This is a genomic window from Methylobacterium komagatae (assembly GCF_042661665.1).
Taxonomy (GTDB): Bacteria; Pseudomonadota; Alphaproteobacteria; order Rhizobiales; family Beijerinckiaceae; genus Methylobacterium; species Methylobacterium komagatae.
Map to the genome: position 1 here is coordinate 4956702 of NZ_JBHSWN010000001.1, position 18575 is coordinate 4975276.

Below are 18575 nucleotides of genomic sequence, written 5' to 3' on the forward strand. Positions count from 1 at the left end.
TCAGGCTTCGGCCTTCGACCAATCGACGCCCGCTTCGAGCTCCGGCAGCAGGACGACACTCTCCTGCTCGTTCGGATCGGTGCGGGCGATCACCGCCACGACCGGCTCCGTCGCGCTGCGGTTGTAGGGCAGGTGCGGCACGTTCGCCGCGATGTAGACGAACTCGCCTGCCCCGGCGATGGCGTGGTGTTCGAGCCGCTCGCCCCAGAAACAGCCGGACACGCCCTTCAAGACGTGGATCGCCGTCTCGTGCGCCGCGTGCTTGTGGGCATGGGCTCGCTCCCCCGGGGCGATTTCAAGAAGCTGCATATGCAGCGCCTTCGCGCCCACAGCCTCCGCCGAGATGGCGTGGCGGTAGAGGTGGCCCTGCTTCCCCCGGAAGGGTTCGCCCTCCCGCACCACCATGAGGCCCGCTCGTTCGCTCACCCTACCCTCCCGCTAAAATCAGCGGCAGGACATCACAGCTGGCACGCGCCGCCAAGGGCATCGTTCTCGGCCTGCGTGAATAGGCGCGAGCGGATGTGGAAGCGCTTTTCGCGGCCGTTTTCCAGGGAGAACATGCCGCCTCGGCCCGGCACCACGTCGAGCATGATGTGGGTATGCTTCCAGACCTCGAACTGGGTGCGCGAGATGTAGAAATCCGCTCCGCCGACTTGCCCCAGATGCACGTCGTTGTCGCCGACGATGAAATCGCCCACGGGGTAGCACATGGGCGAGGAGCCGTCGCAGCAGCCGCCCGATTGGTGGAACATCACCGGGCCGTACTCGGCCTTCAATTCGTCGATGAGCGCCAGCGCCGTGGGCGTTGCGGTGACGCGCAGGGGCGTCCCGTCCACTCCGGCCTGCTCGGCGGTGGTGGCTTCGACCGTCTCCATGGCGCTCATGCGCTCCTCCCGTTCAAGGCGTGAATTCAGATTTAAGGTCGGCAGATGGGGACGGCGAGCCCCGGACACAAAGAGGCCCCGGCCGGATGGCCAGGGCCCAAGGCAGTCTCGGGGGAGACTCGGCTAGGCTCAGAAGAATCCGAGCTTCTTCGCCGAGTAGCTAACCAGCATGTTCTTCGTCTGCTGGTAGTGGTCGAGCATCATCTTGTGGGTCTCGCGACCGATGCCGGACTGCTTGTAGCCACCGAAGGCCGCGTGGGCCGGGTAGGCATGGTAGCAGTTCGTCCAGACACGGCCCGCCTGGATCGCCCGGCCGAAGCGATAGGCGCGGGTCCCGTCACGGGTCCAGACGCCGGCGCCGAGGCCGTAAAGCGTGTCGTTGGCGATGGAGAGGGCGTCGGCGTCGTCCTTGAAGGTCGTGACCGACAGGACCGGGCCGAAGATCTCTTCCTGGAAGATGCGCATCTTGTTGTGGCCGCGGAACACGGTCGGCTTCATGTAGAAGCCCTCGGCCAGATCGCCCTCGCGCACGCCGCGCTCACCGCCGGTGAGGCACTCCGCGCCCTCCTGCTTGCCGATATCGACGTAGCTGAGGATCTTCTCAAGCTGCTCGCTCGACGCCTGGGCGCCGATCATCGTGGCCGGGTCGAGGGGCGAGCCCTGCGTGATAGCCTCGACGCGCTTGATCGCCCGCTCCATGAACCGGTCGTAGATCGACTCGTGGACGAGGGCGCGGCTCGGGCAGGTGCAGACCTCGCCCTGGTTGAGCGCGAACATCGTGAAGCCCTCGAGGGCCTTGTCGAAGAAGTCGTCGTCCTCGTTCGCGACGTCGGCGAAGAAGATGTTCGGCGACTTGCCGCCCAGTTCCAGCGTCACCGGGATCAGGTTCTGCGAGGCGTACTGCATGATGAGGCGACCGGTGGTCGTCTCACCCGTGAAGGCGATCTTGGCGATGCGCGGCGAGGAGGCGAGCGGCTTACCGGCCTCTAGGCCGAAGCCGTTCACGATGTTCAGCACACCCGGGGGCAGCAGGTCGCCGATGATTTCCATCAGCACCAGCACGGAGGCCGGGGTCTGCTCGGCGGGCTTCAGCACCACGCAGTTGCCGGCGGCGAGCGCCGGAGCGAGCTTCCACACCGCCATCAGGATGGGGAAGTTCCACGGGATGATCTGGCCGACGACGCCGAGCGGCTCATGGAAGTGGTAGGCCACGGTGTCGTGGTCGATCTCGGAGATCGAGCCTTCCTGCGCCCGTACGCAGCCCGCGAAGTAGCGGAAATGGTCGATGGCGAGCGGAATGTCGGCGTGGGTCGTCTCGCGGATCGGCTTGCCGTTGTCCCAGGTCTCGGCCAGGGCGATCAGATCGAGATTCTCCTCCATCCGGTCGGCCATCTTGTTCAGGATGCGGGCGCGCTCGGCCGGAGCGGTGCGGCCCCAGGCCTCCTTCGCGGCGTGGGCGGCATCGAGGGCGCGGTCGATGTCGGTGGCGTCGGAGCGCGGCACCTCGCATACGACCTTGCCGGTGATCGGCGAGGTGTTCTCGAAGTAGCGGCCGGCGGCAGGCGCGACCCACTGGCCGCCGATGAAGTTCTCGTAGCGCGACGAGAACGGCGACTTCGTACGGCTATCGCCGAAGAATTCGGGCTTGTTCATGGGCGTTCTCCCTGGTTTGGGCCCGGCCTCGCGGACCGCGGCTCGTTCGATTCGGCCCCCGTCTCGGAGGTCCTGCCGCTTCCCTCGGCTCGGGTGCTAGCCAATGTCAGATGGCCTGCCGAAGCAAGGTGGACTTTTGGACGAGGCGCCCGAGGCGCCTCCTCGAACACGAGCTTACGCCCGCTCAAAACCCTTGGCGACCCCACCCTTTAAGGGGCGAGCGCGAAGGGCAGGCACGCCGCCGCCAGGGGCAAGGCTGCGAGGGCGGCCGGGCGCAGCCAGCCCGGCCGATAGGTGAGGCAGACGGCTACCGCGAGCGCGGCTGCCGTCACGGCACCCGTCGCCAGGACCGGCCCGAAATTCCATCCGTCCAGAGCGATGGCCGCCCCGAATGAGAGAAGGATGCCGGCCCAGCCCGCGACGCGCAGGGGCCGGGTTCGTCCCTGCGGTACCGGCCCGCGCAAGGCGACCCGGTGGTGCCGGTCGAGGCTCAAGGCGAGCGTCGCGAGCCCGGCGAAGGCCAGGGCCGTACAGAGCAGGAGCGTCGCCCCGCTCATGCCCGCGCCGCCTGCGCCGGGGCTCGCCTAGCCAGGGCGGCAGGCGGGCGCGCAGCCACCCGCGCGGCGACGATGAGAAGCGCGGCGACGAGCAGCATCGCGAGGTCGAAGGCCACGAAGCGGGGCTCGCCGATCAGGGCGAGATCGGCCGGGACCACGGCGAGGAAGGCGATCGCAGCGATCCCGAGGGTGACGGGCCATGCCTGTCGGCGAGGCGCGAGGGCGCCCACCAGTGCGACCAGCACCCAGGCGCCGAAGAACAGCCCGACCTCCCAATTGGCACGCTCCGCCAAGCCGACGGGCAGCAGCCGGTTTGCCAGAAAGAAGGCGCCGATGCCGGCGGGCAATCCGGCGATGGTCCCGATATTCAGGACACGCACGAGGCGCAGGCCCCATCCTTCCGGTGCCGCGCCCTTCGGCGCCCGCGCCACGGTCCACAACACCAGCCCGGAGGCCACCGCCGCGGCGCCGAGTGCCCCGCAAAGGAAGAACACGACGCGTAGGGCCGAGGAGGCGAAATGCGCCTCGTGCAACCCGACGAAGACCGCGCCGGTTCGCGTCGCGACCCCGGCCTCGGTGTTGCGCGCGAGTTCCGCGCCCGTCACCGCGTCGTAGGCGGTCTGCGGATGCAGGTGTGCGAGCCCGTGCGGTTCCTCGAATGCGAGGTTGACCGTCGCGGCGGCATCGCCCGGCGCGTAGACGGACAGGCCCTCGGGCATCTCCCCGGCTTCGCGGGCGGCGGCGGTGATGATGTCTCCGAGAGGCTTGCCCTCGGCCGGCTTGCCGGCGGGCATACGGCCCTTGGGCATCAGCCCCGCCTCGACGAAGAAGTTCGGCGCGTTGTCGTGATAGGCGGCCTGCGTCGCCCAAGGCATCAGCATCGGCCCCAGGGTCACGAGACCCGTATAGGTGATCATCAGGTGGAATGGCAGCGCGAGCACACCGAAGAGGTTGTGCGCGTCGAGCCATGCGCGCTGGCGGGAGCGATCCGGCCGGAAGGTGAAGAAATCCGCGAAGATCCGGCGGTGAGTGATGATGCCGGAGATGAGCGCGATCAGCAGGATCATCGCGCAGGATCCGACGATCCAGCGCCCCCAGAGGCTCGGCAGGGCAAGTTCGAAGTGGAAGCGGTAGAGAAAATCGCCGCCCTTCGTCTCGCGGGCATGGGTCGGGGCGCCTGTCGCGGGATCGAGGAGCGCATGATGGAACGGCCCATCGAAGCTCTTCCACCAATAGACCTCGGTCACCGGCACTTCCGGCTTCGGCAACTGGATGTACCAGCCTCCGGCATCGGGCATCTGCCGGGCGAGATAGGCGCTCGCCAAAGTAGCCGCCGCCGCAGGATCGACGGCGGTCTCGCGTAGTTCGGGACGCATCCAGCGGGTAATGTCGTCCTTGTAGTAGCTCGCCGTACCGGTGACGAAGATCGCGAACAGCACCCAGCCGACCACGAGGCCGGACCACGTGTGCAGCCACGCCATAGCGGGCCGGAAACGCTTCGTCTCGCTCATGCCGTCACCGTCGCAGAGAAGCCGCCGGAGAGCCAAAGGGCTGCCGTCAGGAGAATGACCGCGGCAGCGATCGTCAGCGCCGCACGGCGAAGAGAGGCTGCTGCGAAAACGAAGATTACGATGCCGGCCATCACCGCAAAGCTCGCGAGCATCGAGGCCGACACGGCTTCGGCCCGTGACAGGGGCAGGGTCATCGCGCCGAGGGCGCTCACCAAGCCTGCCACCGCGTACCCGCCGAAAGCCGCGAGGGCGACACGCCCGGCAACGGTCAGGCGGTCACGCCATCCCTTCTCCGAAGATCGAATGCGGATCGCGTCGACAGGTGGCGAGTCGCTGGGCATGGCGTCGGGTAGCAGCGGCCAAGGGGCCACCGCAATCGCTATCTTTCGGAACGATTCCAACAAGACGCCAAGGACTTGGCACGTCTCGGACGGGTGATTCATCCCACCCGCAGACACGTCCCTCGCGATCGCGCTGAGGATTACCGGTCGGTGGCGGCGCGGCCCGGACGTTGGACAGAAGCGGCAGCGGCCGTTGCACTAGGCGGCAGGGAAGTGGCCGCGCGGCTTTCACTCGATGGGGCGCCCGGCGAGACGGCGGGAGCAGCGCCCGTATCCTTCTCACGGCTCCAGCCGTAACCCGCATTCACGCCTGCGTAGAAGCCGGTGAAATCCTCGGCCTGGGCGGGCAGGGCTGCGAGGAGGAACAGGAGCGGCAGGCGACGGAGCATGTGAGATCCAGCCCAACAAACGAGAACGGCGGCCCGCGAGGACCGCCGTTCCGAATCTCATGAGCATCGCGGCGACAGAGTGGCGCCGCGCGGCTCAGCCTCAGCCGTCGACGTTGATGGACGAGGCCTCACGGCCCTTCATGCCCTCGACGACGCCGAGCGTGACCTGCTGGCCTTCGGCCAGGGAGTCGAGGCCGGCGCGGGCGAGCGCGGAGCGGTGGACGAACACGTCCTTGCCGCCGTCGTTCACCGACACGAAGCCGAAGCCCTTGGCCGGGTCATACCACTTCACGGTGCCGACCATCTCGGTCGACGGGCCGGAGGGGCGCGACCGCCGCCACCGCCGCCGCCACCGAATCGGTCGCCGCCGCGGCCGCCGCCGCCGAAGCGGTCACCGCCGCCGAAGCCCTCGGTGCGCGGACGGAACTCGCGGCGGGGAGCCGGAGCCTCGGCCGTGGAGGTGTCCACGCTGGTCACGCTCGTGACCTGCGGGCCCTTCTGACCCTGGGCAGTCGTGACCATCAGCTTGGTGCCGGGCATGAGATCGTCATGGCCAGCGGCCTCGACGGCCCGGATGTGGAGGAAGGCATCGCCCGAACCGTCGCCGAGTTCGACGAAGCCGAAGCCCTTCTCCTTGTTGAACCACTTGACGGTGGCATCACGCTCGGGGCCCGACGGAGCCGGGGACGCGCCGCGCGACGGGCCACGGTCGAAGCCGCCGCCACCGCCGTATCCGCCGCCGCCACCGCCGCCGTAACCACCGCCGCCGCCGCCACCGTAGCCACCGCCAAAGCCGCCGCCCGAGGGTGCCTGATCAGGCCATCTCGGCTCACCGCTCTCGTCGAAGCCGCGCTTCTGCGGCCCCCTGAAATCACGACCACGTCCCATTAGAAGCTCGCAAAAACCGTCCGCCGCCCGTATTCAAAATTCACGCCGACCATTGCGGAGGATCGGCGGCTCGCACTGCGCATTACCCCAGGTCGTGCTAACCAAGAATAATGCCCTAGTCCTGACGCAATCGGGCCTTGACCGCAAGGTCCTTTTGGGCGGAGACGCGGCGGTTCACGAACTTTCCTGCGGCAAGCGTCGCGCTGGAAGTGAGTGGCGTTAGCGAAATGCAAAGTGCGGTCGGTTACCGTCGCGACGGGACGACGCACCCGATGATCGCAACACCGACCTTTCCCGACCTCTCCGCCCTCGTCGTCGACGAGAGCCTTTATATCCGGCGCATCGTCCGGGACATGCTGATGCGTGTGGGCATCAAGCGCGTCCTGGAAGCGCCCGATGGCGCCGAGGCGCTGGGCGTGCTCGCCGAGAGCAAGCCCGATATCGCCATCATCGATTGGGACCTGTCGATTCTGTCGGGGGAGGAGTTCATCCGCCTCGCCCGCACCCCGACCACCTCCCCCTGCCCTACCCTGCCGATCATCCTCATGCTGGCCCAGCCGCGCCGGAATGTGGTGGACCGGGCGGTCGGCCTCGGCGTCAACGAGATCATCGCCAAGCCGTTCTCCCCGAAAACGCTGTGGTCGCGTCTCGATGAGATCATCAACCGGCCACGGCCCTACTCTCAGGTCAAGAGCCTGTTGCGGCCGATTCCCCGTGCCGCCGGGGCGGCGAAGATCTTCGCCTGACGCATTCGCAACCCCGACGACCCGTTCGGCCGTTGCAGTTCCCGCCCGAGGCTGTAGGCTCACACGCAAGTGAGGTCGGGCTGTCAGCCGGGCCGATGAGGATTCGACGGCCGCGCCGATGAGGGACGAGACCGCCGCGGCCGCGCCGGCCCGGCCCGCAACCACCATGGCGCCGCTCTCGACGCCGACCCTCTATGCGGGGCGCGAGCGTCGGCAGAGCTATGCGGCTCTCGATCTCGGTACCAACAATTGCCGGTTGCTGATCGCGGAGCCGACCTATGGTGGCTTTAGGGTGATCGACGCCTTCTCGCGCATCGTGCGACTGGGGGAAGGGTTGGGCACGTCCGACCGCCTGAGCGAGGCCGCAATCGAGCGCACCGTCGAGGCCTTGCGCATCTGCCGGGCCAAGATGCAGGCGCGGCGGGTCCGCCGAGCCAAGATCATCGCCACCGAGGCCTGCCGCCTCGCTGTGAACGGCGCCGATTTCGTGGAGCGCGTGCGCCAGTCGGTCGGCCTCGATCTTGAGATCGTGGACCGGCAGACCGAGGCCTACCTCGCCGTGACCGGTTGTGCGGCCCTGGCCGATCCGCGGGCGGAATCAGTCGTCATTTTCGACATCGGCGGCGGCTCCACCGAGGTGGCGTGGCTCGACGGGGCGGCGACCAACCCCTCGACCGACCCGACCCTGCGCATCCGCGCCTGGGACAGTTTGCCGGTCGGTGTCGTGACGCTCGCCGAGCGCCATGGCGGCGCCGAGGTGACGCGACGCATGTTCGAAGGCATGGTCGAGGAAGTGGCGGAGAAGTTGTCCGCCTTCGCCCTGCGCGCCGCCCCTGCCGCCACCGCACAGAACTTCCACCTGCTCGGCACGTCCGGCACCGTCACCACCATCGCGGCGATGCATCTGCGGCTCGCGCGCTACGAGCGCCGCCGCGTCGACGGCCTGTGGATGAGCGACGACGAGGTCTCGGCGGCGATCGACGATCTTCTCGACACGCGCTTGGAGCAGCGCGTCGACAACCCCTGCATCGGCCGGGACCGGGCCGATCTCGTGCTCGCGGGCTGTGCGATTCTGGAAGCGTTGCGCCGGGCATTCCCGGCCGAGCGTCTGCGTATCGCCGACCGCGGCCTGCGCGAGGGCCTTCTCGTGAACATGATGCGCGAAGATGGGGTATGGTCGCGTAAGCCGGTGCGGTAACCGGCCACGGACAAAGGTTCATGACTGACAGGCGCGGCGGCGTAGGCTCCACCGGGGGCGTGCGCGGGGATCTCAAGCAGCGGGTGAAGACTGCGCGAAAGCGCACCGTCTCGCAGACGCGCTGGCTCGAACGGCAGCTCAACGACCCCTACGTCGCCCGCGCCAAGCGCGAGGGCTACCGCTCCCGTGCGGCGTTCAAGCTCATCGAGATCGACGAGCGCTTCAAGCTGCTGAAGCCCGGCCAGCGGATCGTGGATCTCGGCGCGGCGCCGGGAGGCTGGTCTCAGGTCGCCGCCCGCGTCGTCGGGCCGACCGGCAAGGTGGTCGGCATCGATCTCCTCCCCATCGAGCCCATGGCCGGAGTGGAGTTCATCACCCTCGACTTCCTGGACGACGACGCGCCCAAGCAGCTGACCGATCTTCTCGGTGGCCCGGCCGATTTCGTGATGTCCGACATGGCCGCCAACACGACCGGCCACAAGAAGACCGACCACCTGCGGATCATCGGCCTCGCGGAGACCGCCGCCGAATTCGCCCGCGAGATCCTGGCCCCCGGTGGCGCCTACCTCGCCAAGGTGCTGCAGGGCGGTACCGAGGGCGAATTGCTCGCCAACCTCAAGCGCGATTTCGCGGTAGTCCGCCACGTGAAGCCGTCGGCCAGTCGCGCCGATTCGAGCGAACTCTATGTGTTGGCCACCGGTTATCGCGGGGCGCCCGGCAAGGGCGTGGTCGAGGAAGACTAGGCTAGATTGTTCCGCTGGGGACAGATCGGCGCACGATGCTGGTGGGCATAGGCGCTGGTGGCGCTTTCGGTTAATTTTGGGAAAATAGTATCGACAGTCGGCGCGTGCTCAGCGGACCCGCAATTCTTCGCATCTCGGTGCTGCTGCTCCTGGCCGGAGCCCTCGCCGCACTCGTGCAATATTGGCTTCCGGCCTCGCCGCAGCCCCCCGCCAAGACAGCGATGGCGACGCCAGCCCCGGCGCCGAGCGACCCGGCCGTGCGCCAGATTCCCTCGCGACCGCAGGCGGATGTCACCTCGCCCATCCCGGTTCCGGCCGAGCCCGTGCGGCGCCCGCCTCCAGAGCCCTCGCCCGCCCCTGCCCCAGCCGCACCGAGCGTGATGCCGAGCGACAGCCTTGCCTTTCCGGCGCCGCCGTCCTCGGCCGCGCCACAGGGCCGGGCCGAGGTGACGGAGGCGGAGGCTACCGAGGGGCCGCCTGCCATCGATCTGGTCGATCTCAACAAGGCGAGCGTGGCGGAATTGAACGGCTTGCGCGGCGGCGGCGCCATCGGCCGGGCCATCATCGCCAAGCGGCCCTACACGCAGGTGACCGATCTGCTGTCCAAGCGGGTGCTCAGCCGGGCAGTCTACGAGCGCATCAAGGAACAGGTGACGGTGCGCTGAGACCGGCGCACCGTCCGTTTCCGCTGTCCTACAGCTTGGTCCCGAACAGTTCCGCGACCTGCGGGATGTCCTTGTCGCCCCGACCGGACATGCTGAGCACCATCAGGTGATCGGCCGGGCGCTCGATGGCGAGTTCCGCAACCTTCGCCAGGGCATGGGCCGGCTCGAGGGCCGGGATGATGCCCTCCAGCATTGAGCAGAGCTTGAACGCCTCGAGCGTCTCGGAATCCGTCGCTGAGAGGTACTTCACGCGGCCCATCTCGTGCAGCCACGCATGCTCCGGGCCGATGCCCGGATAATCGAGGCCCGCCGAGATGGAATGCGCGTCGGCGATCTGCCCGTCCGCATCCATGAGGAGGTAGGTGCGGTTGCCGTGGAGCACGCCGGGCTTGCCCCCGGTCAGCGAGGCGGCATGAAGGCCACTCGTCACCCCGTGACCGGCCGCCTCGACGCCGAAGATTTCGACCTCGCGGTCGTCCAGGAACGGATGGAACAGGCCCATCGCGTTCGAGCCGCCGCCGATGCACGCCACCAGCGAATCGGGCAGGCGGCCTTCCTGGGCGAGCATCTGCTCACGGGTCTCTCGGCCAATCACCGACTGAAAGTCGCGGACCATCGCCGGGTAGGGATGCGGACCCGCGACGGTGCCGATGCAGTAGAACGTGTCCGCGACGTTCGTCACCCAGTCGCGCAGGGCCTCGTTCATCGCATCCTTGAGGGTCTTGGTGCCGGATTCCACCGGCACGACCTCGGCCCCGAGCATCTTCATGCGGAAGACATTCGGAGCCTGCCGGGCCACGTCCACGGCGCCCATGTACACGACGCACTTTAAGCCGAAGCGGGCGCAGAGGGTGGCCGTGGCCACGCCGTGCTGGCCCGCGCCGGTCTCGGCGATGATCCGCGGCTTGCCCATCCGGCGGGCGAGCAGGATCTGCCCGAGCACGTTGTTCACCTTGTGCGAGCCGGTGTGGTTCAGCTCCTCACGCTTGAAATAGATCTTCGCGCCCTTGCCGGCGGGGGCTTGGCTGCGGAAATGCTCGGTCAGCCGCTCGGCGTAATAGAGCGGGCTCGGGCGGCCGATGTAGTGCGTGCCGTAGCTTTCCATGTCCGCCTTGAAAGACGGATCCTGCTTGGCGTCCTCGTAGGCCTTCTCGAGGTCGAGGATGAGCGGCATCAGCGTTTCGGCCACGAAACGACCGCCGAAGATACCGAAGCGCCCGCGCTCGTCGGGTCCGGTGCGGAAAGAGTTCGGGGCGGGGGCGATGGTCACGGCACGGTCCTTCGCGGCACGACAACGTTTTGCCGGTTGCTAGACCCATGTGAGCCCCGCTGCAATGGCAGGACCCTAGACGCAACGGCGCAGTGTCAGCCCCGAGCGGCCGCCACGAAGGCCGCGATGCGCGCCGGATCCTTCGATCCGGGCGCGTTCTCGACGCCGGAGGACACGTCGACGGCGGTCAAACCCGTCCGCGCAAGGGCCTCCGCGACGTTCGCAGGCCCGAGACCGCCGGAAAGCATGGTCCCGGCGGGCAAGGCAGCCCCCGCAAGCAGGTCCCAATCGAAGCTTACGCCGTTGCCGCCGGGCAACGACGCTCCGGGCGGCGCCTTGGCGTCGAGGAGCAGCCGATCGGCGATTCCGGCATAAGCAGTGATGGATGCGAGATCGGCCGCGCTCGCGATTCCGAGCGCCTTCATCACCGGAAGGCCCGTCAAGGCGCGGATCTCGGCGACGCGCTCCGGGCTCTCACGGCCGTGAAGCTGAATCAGATCAGGCTCCATCGCCTCGACAGCCTGGTGGAGCGACGCGTCGTCGGGATCGACCAGCAGCACCACCCGGCCCGCCCTGCCCTTCGCCTGACGGGACAGGGCGCGAGCGGTTTCGAGCTCCACATGCCGAGGGCTGCGGGGAAAACGCACGAAGCCCACCCAGTCAGCCCCGGCGCCGAGTGCGGCGTCGAGGGTGTCCGGCGTGCTGAGGCCGCAGATCTTGATCTCGGTCACGGGATCACAGGCTCGGGACGGCGCGGCGTTCCGCGCTGGCTCAGGTTCAGCGCGGAGCGGGGAGCGCCGTGCGAACGGGGACGGAAGTGCCGGGATAAGTTTGGCCCGGGGCGTCGGGAGCGTAGGGGCGCAGGCGGTTCACCTCGCGCTCGTAGCTGCGCGCCTCCCGGCGGTGGTAGCGGGCGCTGGCCCGAGCCCGGCCCTGGCCGAGCCACGTGAAGACGCCGCCGACGATGATGCCGAGCGCCACGGCGCCGAACAGAATCGCATAGAGCGGCAGGTTCACGCTGAAGACCGGCGCGTCGATGTTGACGGGGTCGAAGGAAAGCTGCACCGGCGCCCGGTTGGCGACGGCCAGCAGGACCACCAGCGCCGCGACCGGCAGCAGGAGGAGGCTTTTCAGGAACCGGATCATCTGTGTGACTCCCGCCTATTCCGCCGCGACGCCTTCGCCGATCTTGGCCGCGTTGAGACGCAGGCGCATCTCTTTACCCGTCTTGAAGACGGGGATGGCCTTTTCGGACACGGCAACGGCCGCGCCCGTGCGTGGGTTGCGTCCCTTTCGCGCTTCCCGGCGCTTCACTGAAAACGCCCCGAAGCCGCGCAGTTCCACCCGGTCGCCCCGTGCCAGGGCGTCGGCGATCGTGTCGAGGATGGCGTTGACCAGGATCTCGACGTCCCGCTGGTAGAGATGCGGGTTCTGCTCGGCGATCTTGAGGACAAGCTCCGACTTGATCATGGCGTGTCGTATTCCCGTCTATCCGGCTGTTCTTGGGGCCTGTCGAGACCCTGGAATCCTCAGGGCTCCGGCCGCCACAGCACGAGCAGCCCACCCTGCGCGCCCGCCTGCGCCTCGGCGCCGAGTTCCTGCAACCGCCCCGCAATGCCTTCGAAGCCGAGCAGCCCGGCACCGGTGCCCGCCGCCGACCACAGGGAGAAGCCGCTCTCGGTCTTCGGCTTCCAATCGGTGACCGGAAGGTCCTTCGGAACGCCGCGCGCGCTCTCGAGCCATGCGACGGCCTGCCGCTCGCTTCCGAGTTCGTCCACGAGTTTCAGGGGCACGCTCTGACGGCCACTGAACACCCGCCCGTCCGAGACGGTAGCGAGTTGTTGCGCATCCATGCCACGCCGCTCGGCCACGAGGCCCTTGAACCAAGCGTAGGTGTCGCCGACGACGGCGGCCAGCGCCGCCCGCGCCTCGGGCGAGGTGGGCGTGAAGCCCGAAGGCTCGGCCTTGAGCGGCGACGACTTCACCGATTCGACCTTCACGCCGACCTTATCGAGCAGGCCCGACACGTCCGGATACTGAAACAGCACGCCGATGGAGCCGACGAGGCTCGTCTCACGGGCGACGATATGGTCGGCGGCGATGGCAGTGATGTAGGCGCCTGAGGCGGCCGTCCCGTCCACGAACGCCACGATCGGCTTCTTGGCGGCGAGCGCCCGCAGGTTGCGGAAGATTTCCTCGGAACCCGTCGTGGTGCCACCCGGCGAGTTGATCGAGACGACGACGCCCTTCACCGCCTCCGCCTCACCCACGCGCTTCATGAGCTTGGCGGTGGCTTCGGACCCGGCAATGAAGCCGGAGACCGAGATCCGCGCGATCTGCGGCCTTACGGCGAAGGCACCGGTCGTGCCGGCCTGAATGCGATAGCCGACGGCGCCGACCGCGACGATGAGCCCGCCGATCCCCAGCACCCGCCAGAGGCCGAGCCTGCGGCGCAGGCGCCGCCTGTCGATCAGCAATTCGGCATCGGCTGCCATGCGATCCGTTCCCTTGCATCCCCGGCTGGAGGTGTCTCCAGCCATTCCGCCGACAGGCGCCTGAGCGCCGCGATGCGGCGCCAAGTCCTTGGCGTCCTTGGCATCCCGGCGGGGCGAGCCCGCAGGAGGGCGTGTTCTAGAGCATTTTTCGGCGGCGTGGATACGGGGAGCGGCGAAGAATTTGCGCGACGTGTCGCCCACGCGTTGTGATCGCCGCCACGCTCGCAGCAGCCTCGTGCTCAAAGAAAAGCCGCGCGGAAGCGGATCCGCGCGGCTCGACTGTCTGCCGTCGGACCGCCCGGCGAACCGGGCGGCCGATCGAGCGAGGATTACTCCTCGTCGGGGCGGGCCTTCTTCATGGCCGCGCCGAGGATGTCGCCGAGCGAGGCGCCCGAATCGGCAGAGCCGAACTGAGCCATCGCTTCCTTTTCCTCGGCCACTTCCAGGGCCTTGATCGAGACCGTGACGCGGCGCGCCTTGCGGTCGAACTGCACCACGCGGGCATCGACCTTCTCGCCGGCCGCGAAACGCTCGGGACGCTGGTCGGCACGGTCGCGGGCGATCTCGGCGCGGCGGATGAAGGTCTGCATGTCGGTGTCGGCGATGCGCACCTCCAGGCCGGAATCCTTCACCTCGACGATCTCGCAGGTCACGATCTGACCCTTCTTGATCTCACCGCCCTCGGCGAAGGGATCGCCGGCGAGCTGCTTGATACCAAGCGAGATGCGCTCCTTCTCGACGTCCACGTCGAGAACCTGGGCGCGGACCATGTCGCCCTTCTTGAACTCGTCGATGACCTGCTCGCCGGGACGGTTCCAGTCGAGATCCGACAGGTGGACCATGCCGTCGACATCGCCCTCGAGGCCGATGAACAGGCCGAACTCGGTCTTGTTCTTGACCTCGCCCTCGACCTCGGAGCCCACGGGATGCTTCTCGGAGAAGCCTTCCCACGGGTTCTGCAGGGTCTGCTTGAGACCCAGCGAGATGCGGCGCTTGACCTGATCGACTTCCAGGATCTGAACCTCGACCTCCTGAGAGGTGGAGACGATCTTGCCCGGATGGACGTTCTTCTTGGTCCAGCTCATCTCGGAGACGTGGATGAGGCCCTCGATCCCCGGCTCCAGCTCCACGAAGGCGCCGTAATCGGTGATGTTGGTCACGCGGCCCTTGAGCTTGGCACCCTCGGGGTAACGGGCGGCGATGCCCTCCCACGGATCGGCCAGGAGCTGCTTGATGCCGAGCGAGATGCGGTGCGTCTCGTGGTTGATCTTGATGATCTTGACCTTGACCGTCTGGCCGATGGTGACGACCTCGGACGGATGGTTCACGCGGCGCCACGCCATGTCGGTGACGTGCAGCAGGCCGTCGATGCCGCCGAGGTCCACGAACGCACCGTACTCGGTGATGTTCTTGACCACGCCGTCAATGACCTGACCTTCCTCAAGGTTGGCCACCAGCTCGCTGCGCTGCTCGGCGCGGCTCTCCTCGAGCACGGTCCGGCGCGACACGACGATGTTGCCGCGGCGACGGTCCATCTTGAGGATCTGGAACGGCTGCGGCGTGCCCAGGAGCGGGGTGACGTCGCGGACCGGACGGATATCGACCTGCGAGCGCGGCAGGAACGCCACGGCGCCGTCGAGGTCGACGGTGTAGCCGCCCTTGACCTGGTTGAAGATCGTGCCAGTGACACGCTCGTTGGCCTCGAAGGCCTTCTCGAGCTTGACCCAGCTCTCCTCGCGGCGAGCCTTGTCGCGCGAGATGACGGCTTCGCCGAGCGCGTTCTCGATCCGGTCGACGTAGACCTCGACCTCGTCGCCGACCTTCAGGTCGCCTTCACGGCCGGGACCAGCGAATTCCTTAAGTGCGACACGGCCTTCCGTCTTGGCGCCGATGTCGATGACGGCCACGTCCTTCTCGATCGCGACGACGCGACCCTTGACGACGGACCCTTCGGTAATCTCGGACTGGAGGAAGCTCTCCTCCAGAAGCGCGGCGAAATCATCGCGGTACTGATCCCGCGCCACGGCTGTCCCTGCGGTCATTCTCTCTCCTGGGCGGTCCCATCCTTCAGGACGGACCGGCTGCGTCGGCGGCTCGCGTTGCGAACACCCTCTGCCGCCGCGGCTTCCTGATAGGGAAGCGACCGCCTCCCGCAGGAGACCGGTTTGCCGACGCGTCGATACGAATGACGAGGGCGACCTGGCCGGCTCGTCCACGCAGGCCGCCCATAGGGCGAGCATCGCGGCGGACGGCGAGGCGCCTGTCACATACTCTATTAGTGGTATCTATTCAACACGCTGCGCGTCACGCCGCTTGTGCCAGTTCCGCGCCCTCGGCAGGGAGATCGTCCGTATGGACATCGAAGCGGGCCAGGAAGGCCGTGCCGAAGCTCGTCGTCAGGGCGCAATCGGTGGCGTCGCGACCGCGCGCCATCACGATCCGGCCGATCCGGGGCCGATTGTGCCGGGCGTCGAACGTGTACCAGCGCGGGCCTTCTGGGCCTTCGAGGAAGACCTCGAACCACGCCGAGAAGTCCATCGGGGCCGGATCCTTCGGCACGCCGATATCGCCGAGATAGCCGGTGGCGTAGCGGGCCGGGATGTTCATGCACCGGCACAGGGTAATGGCGAGATGGGCGAAGTCGCGGCAGACGCCGACCTGCTGGCCGTGACCGTCATGGGCGGTCCGGGTCGCGTCCGCCTGCTGGTAGTCGAAGCGCAGCCGATTGTGAGCGTAGTCGACGATCGCCTGGACACGGTTCCAGCCGGGCGCGACGCCCCCGAACAACCCCCACGCGGTCTGCGAGAGCTTGTCCGTATCGCAATAGCGAGATCCCAATAGGAACACGAGAACGTCATTGGGCAGGTCCTGCACCGGGATTTCGCGGGCATCCGGCGCCTGGTCGTCCGGCAAGCCGCTGTCGGCAACGATGAAATCGGCCGACATCGTGATCCGTCCGCCCGGCGCGACGATGCGGGTGCAGACGTTCCCGAAGTCATCGACATGCTGTTTGGCGGGAACGGGCGGATCGAATGTGATCACCTCAGGCGTCACCAAATCGATTCGGCGCTCCGGCCGAATGTTCAGCAGAAGGTTCATGGCCGTCGGACCATTCGTATCGAAGGCCAAGGTGAAACCGGTGCGGATATGCATGGTAGAACGCCGTGTCGCTGGTCTGCTCCGCCACTCGCGAGAGCGAAGACTTTTGTCAGGTGCGACAACCGGTCTATTCGGCAGCGGTTCCGCTTGATCGCGCAAACACGGCGGGATGTGTTGCACAAAGATCATGCAGCCCGCATCGCTCCGGGCAGACATGCAGGGCTGGCCTGTCACGGCCGATGTTGCATCGCGGTGGGGGCCTGCCTATCGCTGCGGCTCGATTTTCACCTGTCGATCGATCCGATGGCCGCCTCCTCACTGCTCGCCGAGAAGCTCTCCCTCCCCAAGGACAAGATCCGCATCCTGCTCTTGGAGGGGATCAACGACAGTGCCGTCGCCCTGATGCAGGCGTCCGGCTACACCAACCTGACGCGTCTGCCGAAGGCACTGGACCGTGAGGCGCTTCACGAGGCGCTTCAGGGCGTCCATATGGTCGGCATTCGTTCGCGCACGCAGATGGATGCGGCCGCCTTTGAGGCGGCAGACAGGCTGCTCGCGGTGGGTTGCTTCTCGGTCGGCACCAATCAGGTCGATCTCGAGGCTGCCCGGCACCGGGGGATCCCGGTCTTCAACGCGCCCTTCTCCAACACCCGCTCGGTCGCGGAACTGACGATCGGCGAGATCGTGATGCTGCTGCGCCGGATCGTGCCCCGGTCCGTCGGTGCCCATGCCGGACAGTGGGACAAATCCGCCGTCGGCTCCCTCGAGGTACGTGGCAAGACGCTGGGCATCGTCGGCTACGGCAATATCGGCACGCAGCTCTCGACGCTGGCCGAAGCCATGGGCATGCGGGTTCTGTTCTACGATCACACCGACCGGCTGCGCCACGGAAACACCGAGCCGACCGACTCGCTCACCGATCTGCTCGCGCAGAGCGATGTCGTGTCGCTCCACGTGCCGGAGACCGAGGCAACCTTCAACATGATCGGTGAGGCTGAGATCCGGGCGATGAAGCCTGGCAGCTACCTCATCAACAATGCCCGCGGCACGGTGGTGGACCTCGACGCCCTGGCCTCCGCCTTGCGCGACGGCCATTTGCGCGGCGCCGCCGTGGATGTGTTCCCGAAGGAGCCCGGTTCGAACTCGGAGCGGTTCGTCAGCCCGCTCCAGGGCCTCGACAACGTGATCCTCACGCCGCATGTCGGCGGCTCGACCGAGGAGGCGCAGGAGCGCATCGGCGCCGAGGTCGCCAAGAAGCTCGTCGATTACTCGGATATCGGCTCGACGGTCGGTGCCGTGAACTTTCCGCAGGTGCAGCTTCCGGCGCGCGCCACCGGCACGCGGTTCATCCACGTCCAGCGCAACCTGCCGGGCATGCTCGGGCGCCTCAACGAGGTCTTTGCCCGCAGCGAGGTCAACATCGCCGCCCAGTTCTACCAGACGGATGGTGAGGTGGGTTACGTGGTTCTGGAAACCGATGCCTCCGATGCGGATGCCGAGACACTGCTCGGTCAGATCCGCGCCATTCCCGGCACGATCCGCGCACGACTTCTGTACGAGCGCCGCTAGCGATTACGGCTTGCGCGCGAGCCGTCCGCATTGTTCAAGTCCTGCCACGGTTTTGATCGGGAGCAGGCAGTGGGCAAGCGAGTCTGGACGGCAGGACGATCGCGCGGGGCTGCGGCCCTGGCTCTGGCCGTGCTTGGCACGGCCGCCACGGCATCAGCCGCTTCGGCCGAATGCCTCCGGCAGATCGTGAACCGTTCGGCCTACGTGCTGACGGCCCGTCGCGACGGCGGGCCGCCGGTGACGATCTTGCCGGGGCGGTCGGTGCAGATCCGCCTTTCTCATCCGGGGACGCTCGATTTCGCCGCCTATTGCGGTGTGCCCGGCCCGGCCGGCGCGCAGACGCTGGTCACGCAGGCGAGCTTTTCCTACGAGGCGGTGATCGACCGCTGCTTCATCCGGTTCGGCGGGCAGGGTTTCCTGCCGCAACTCGGGCGCGGCTTCATCGGCCTTCAGGGCACCGCGCCCTTCACGGTCAACAATCCGCGCCAGGGCGATGTCGTGCTGGGTCCGTTCGAGACGGGCGCCTGCCCGGCCGCGACGATCCTCGACCGCCGGGGCTGACCGCAA

Annotated in this window: 20 protein-coding genes and 1 pseudogene; 6 read left to right on the forward strand and 15 right to left on the reverse strand. The window is 67.6% G+C overall.

The window, feature by feature from the left end:
• From ACFQE0_RS24400 to ACFQE0_RS24435, 8 genes and pseudogenes are all read right to left on the reverse strand, one after another.
• Window positions 1-405, reverse strand: a complete 405-nt coding sequence (locus ACFQE0_RS24400) for a cupin domain-containing protein (RefSeq protein WP_378975686.1) — start codon at window positions 403-405, stop codon at window positions 1-3.
• Window positions 406-458: 53 nt separating this feature from the next.
• Window positions 459-884 (reverse strand): DUF779 domain-containing protein, encoded by a 426-nt coding sequence (locus tag ACFQE0_RS24405; RefSeq protein ID WP_378974228.1) that lies wholly within the window; start codon window positions 882-884, stop codon window positions 459-461.
• Window positions 885-1013: 129 nt separating this feature from the next.
• Entirely contained in the window at window positions 1014-2537 is a 1524-nt protein-coding gene (gene adh / locus ACFQE0_RS24410) for an aldehyde dehydrogenase (protein WP_378974231.1), read from the reverse strand.
• Between the two features lie 209 nt (window positions 2538-2746).
• Entirely contained in the window at window positions 2747-3094 is a 348-nt protein-coding gene (locus ACFQE0_RS24415; protein ID WP_378974234.1) for a DUF3325 domain-containing protein, read from the reverse strand.
• The gene (locus ACFQE0_RS24420; protein WP_378974237.1) at window positions 3091-4605 is read right to left on the reverse strand and encodes a PepSY-associated TM helix domain-containing protein; all 1515 of its coding nucleotides are present in this window, start codon (window positions 4603-4605) and stop codon (window positions 3091-3093) included. Before ACFQE0_RS24420 ends, ACFQE0_RS24415 begins: the two co-directional genes overlap by 4 nt.
• The gene (locus ACFQE0_RS24425) at window positions 4602-4946 is read right to left on the reverse strand and encodes an iron transporter (protein WP_378974240.1); all 345 of its coding nucleotides are present in this window, start codon (window positions 4944-4946) and stop codon (window positions 4602-4604) included. Before ACFQE0_RS24425 ends, ACFQE0_RS24420 begins: the two co-directional genes overlap by 4 nt.
• A gap of 140 nt (window positions 4947-5086) precedes the next feature.
• Complete coding sequence (locus tag ACFQE0_RS24430; RefSeq protein WP_378974242.1) at window positions 5087-5335, reverse strand: hypothetical protein; 249 nt, start codon at window positions 5333-5335, stop codon at window positions 5087-5089.
• Window positions 5336-5435: 100 nt separating this feature from the next.
• Window positions 5436-6223: pseudogene (locus tag ACFQE0_RS24435) on the reverse strand (cold-shock protein).
• Between the two features lie 272 nt (window positions 6224-6495).
• Here ACFQE0_RS24435 and ACFQE0_RS24440 point away from each other — a divergent pair.
• From ACFQE0_RS24440 to ACFQE0_RS24455, 4 genes are all read left to right on the forward strand, one after another.
• On the forward strand, window positions 6496-6969 hold the full coding sequence (locus ACFQE0_RS24440; protein ID WP_378974245.1) for a response regulator: 474 nt from the start codon (window positions 6496-6498) through the stop codon (window positions 6967-6969).
• A 118-nt stretch (window positions 6970-7087) separates the two neighbouring features.
• A complete protein-coding gene (locus ACFQE0_RS24445) occupies window positions 7088-8167 on the forward strand; it encodes a Ppx/GppA phosphatase family protein (protein WP_378974248.1) in 1080 nt (359 codons plus the stop codon).
• 20 nt (window positions 8168-8187) lie between these two features.
• Window positions 8188-8910 carry an RlmE family RNA methyltransferase gene (locus ACFQE0_RS24450; RefSeq protein ID WP_378974251.1) on the forward strand — a complete coding sequence of 241 codons (723 nt, stop codon included), beginning with the start codon at window positions 8188-8190 and terminating at the stop codon, window positions 8908-8910.
• A 104-nt stretch (window positions 8911-9014) separates the two neighbouring features.
• Window positions 9015-9575, forward strand: coding sequence for a ComEA family DNA-binding protein (locus tag ACFQE0_RS24455; RefSeq protein ID WP_378974253.1), 561 nt, complete (start codon window positions 9015-9017; stop codon window positions 9573-9575).
• A gap of 28 nt (window positions 9576-9603) precedes the next feature.
• Here the strand turns inward: ACFQE0_RS24455 and trpB are convergent, their stop codons facing one another.
• The 7 genes from trpB to ACFQE0_RS24490 all read right to left on the reverse strand — a co-directional run bounded on the left by trpB (window position 9604) and on the right by ACFQE0_RS24490 (window position 16493).
• Complete coding sequence (gene trpB, locus ACFQE0_RS24460) at window positions 9604-10845, reverse strand: tryptophan synthase subunit beta (protein ID WP_378974256.1); 1242 nt, start codon at window positions 10843-10845, stop codon at window positions 9604-9606.
• Window positions 10846-10940: 95 nt separating this feature from the next.
• Window positions 10941-11576 carry a phosphoribosylanthranilate isomerase gene (locus ACFQE0_RS24465; RefSeq protein WP_378974258.1) on the reverse strand — a complete coding sequence of 212 codons (636 nt, stop codon included), beginning with the start codon at window positions 11574-11576 and terminating at the stop codon, window positions 10941-10943.
• Window positions 11577-11622: 46 nt separating this feature from the next.
• Entirely contained in the window at window positions 11623-11991 is a 369-nt protein-coding gene (locus tag ACFQE0_RS24470; protein ID WP_378974260.1) for a LapA family protein, read from the reverse strand.
• 15 nt (window positions 11992-12006) lie between these two features.
• Window positions 12007-12315 (reverse strand): integration host factor subunit beta, encoded by a 309-nt coding sequence (locus ACFQE0_RS24475; RefSeq protein ID WP_378974262.1) that lies wholly within the window; start codon window positions 12313-12315, stop codon window positions 12007-12009.
• Between the two features lie 59 nt (window positions 12316-12374).
• Window positions 12375-13340 (reverse strand): signal peptide peptidase SppA, encoded by a 966-nt coding sequence (gene sppA / locus ACFQE0_RS24480; RefSeq protein WP_378974264.1) that lies wholly within the window; start codon window positions 13338-13340, stop codon window positions 12375-12377.
• A 329-nt stretch (window positions 13341-13669) separates the two neighbouring features.
• The gene (gene rpsA, locus ACFQE0_RS24485; protein ID WP_378974266.1) at window positions 13670-15382 is read right to left on the reverse strand and encodes a 30S ribosomal protein S1; all 1713 of its coding nucleotides are present in this window, start codon (window positions 15380-15382) and stop codon (window positions 13670-13672) included.
• Between the two features lie 262 nt (window positions 15383-15644).
• Window positions 15645-16493, reverse strand: a complete 849-nt coding sequence (locus ACFQE0_RS24490) for a transglutaminase-like domain-containing protein (protein WP_378974269.1) — start codon at window positions 16491-16493, stop codon at window positions 15645-15647.
• A gap of 249 nt (window positions 16494-16742) precedes the next feature.
• On the opposite strand from ACFQE0_RS24490, the gene serA reads away from it, so the two are divergent.
• Both serA and ACFQE0_RS24500 read left to right on the forward strand, forming a co-directional pair.
• Window positions 16743-18008, forward strand: coding sequence for a phosphoglycerate dehydrogenase (serA, locus tag ACFQE0_RS24495; RefSeq protein WP_378974272.1), 1266 nt, complete (start codon window positions 16743-16745; stop codon window positions 18006-18008).
• A gap of 69 nt (window positions 18009-18077) precedes the next feature.
• Entirely contained in the window at window positions 18078-18569 is a 492-nt protein-coding gene (locus ACFQE0_RS24500) for a hypothetical protein (RefSeq protein ID WP_378974274.1), read from the forward strand.
• Window positions 18570-18575: the final 6 nt, after the last annotated feature.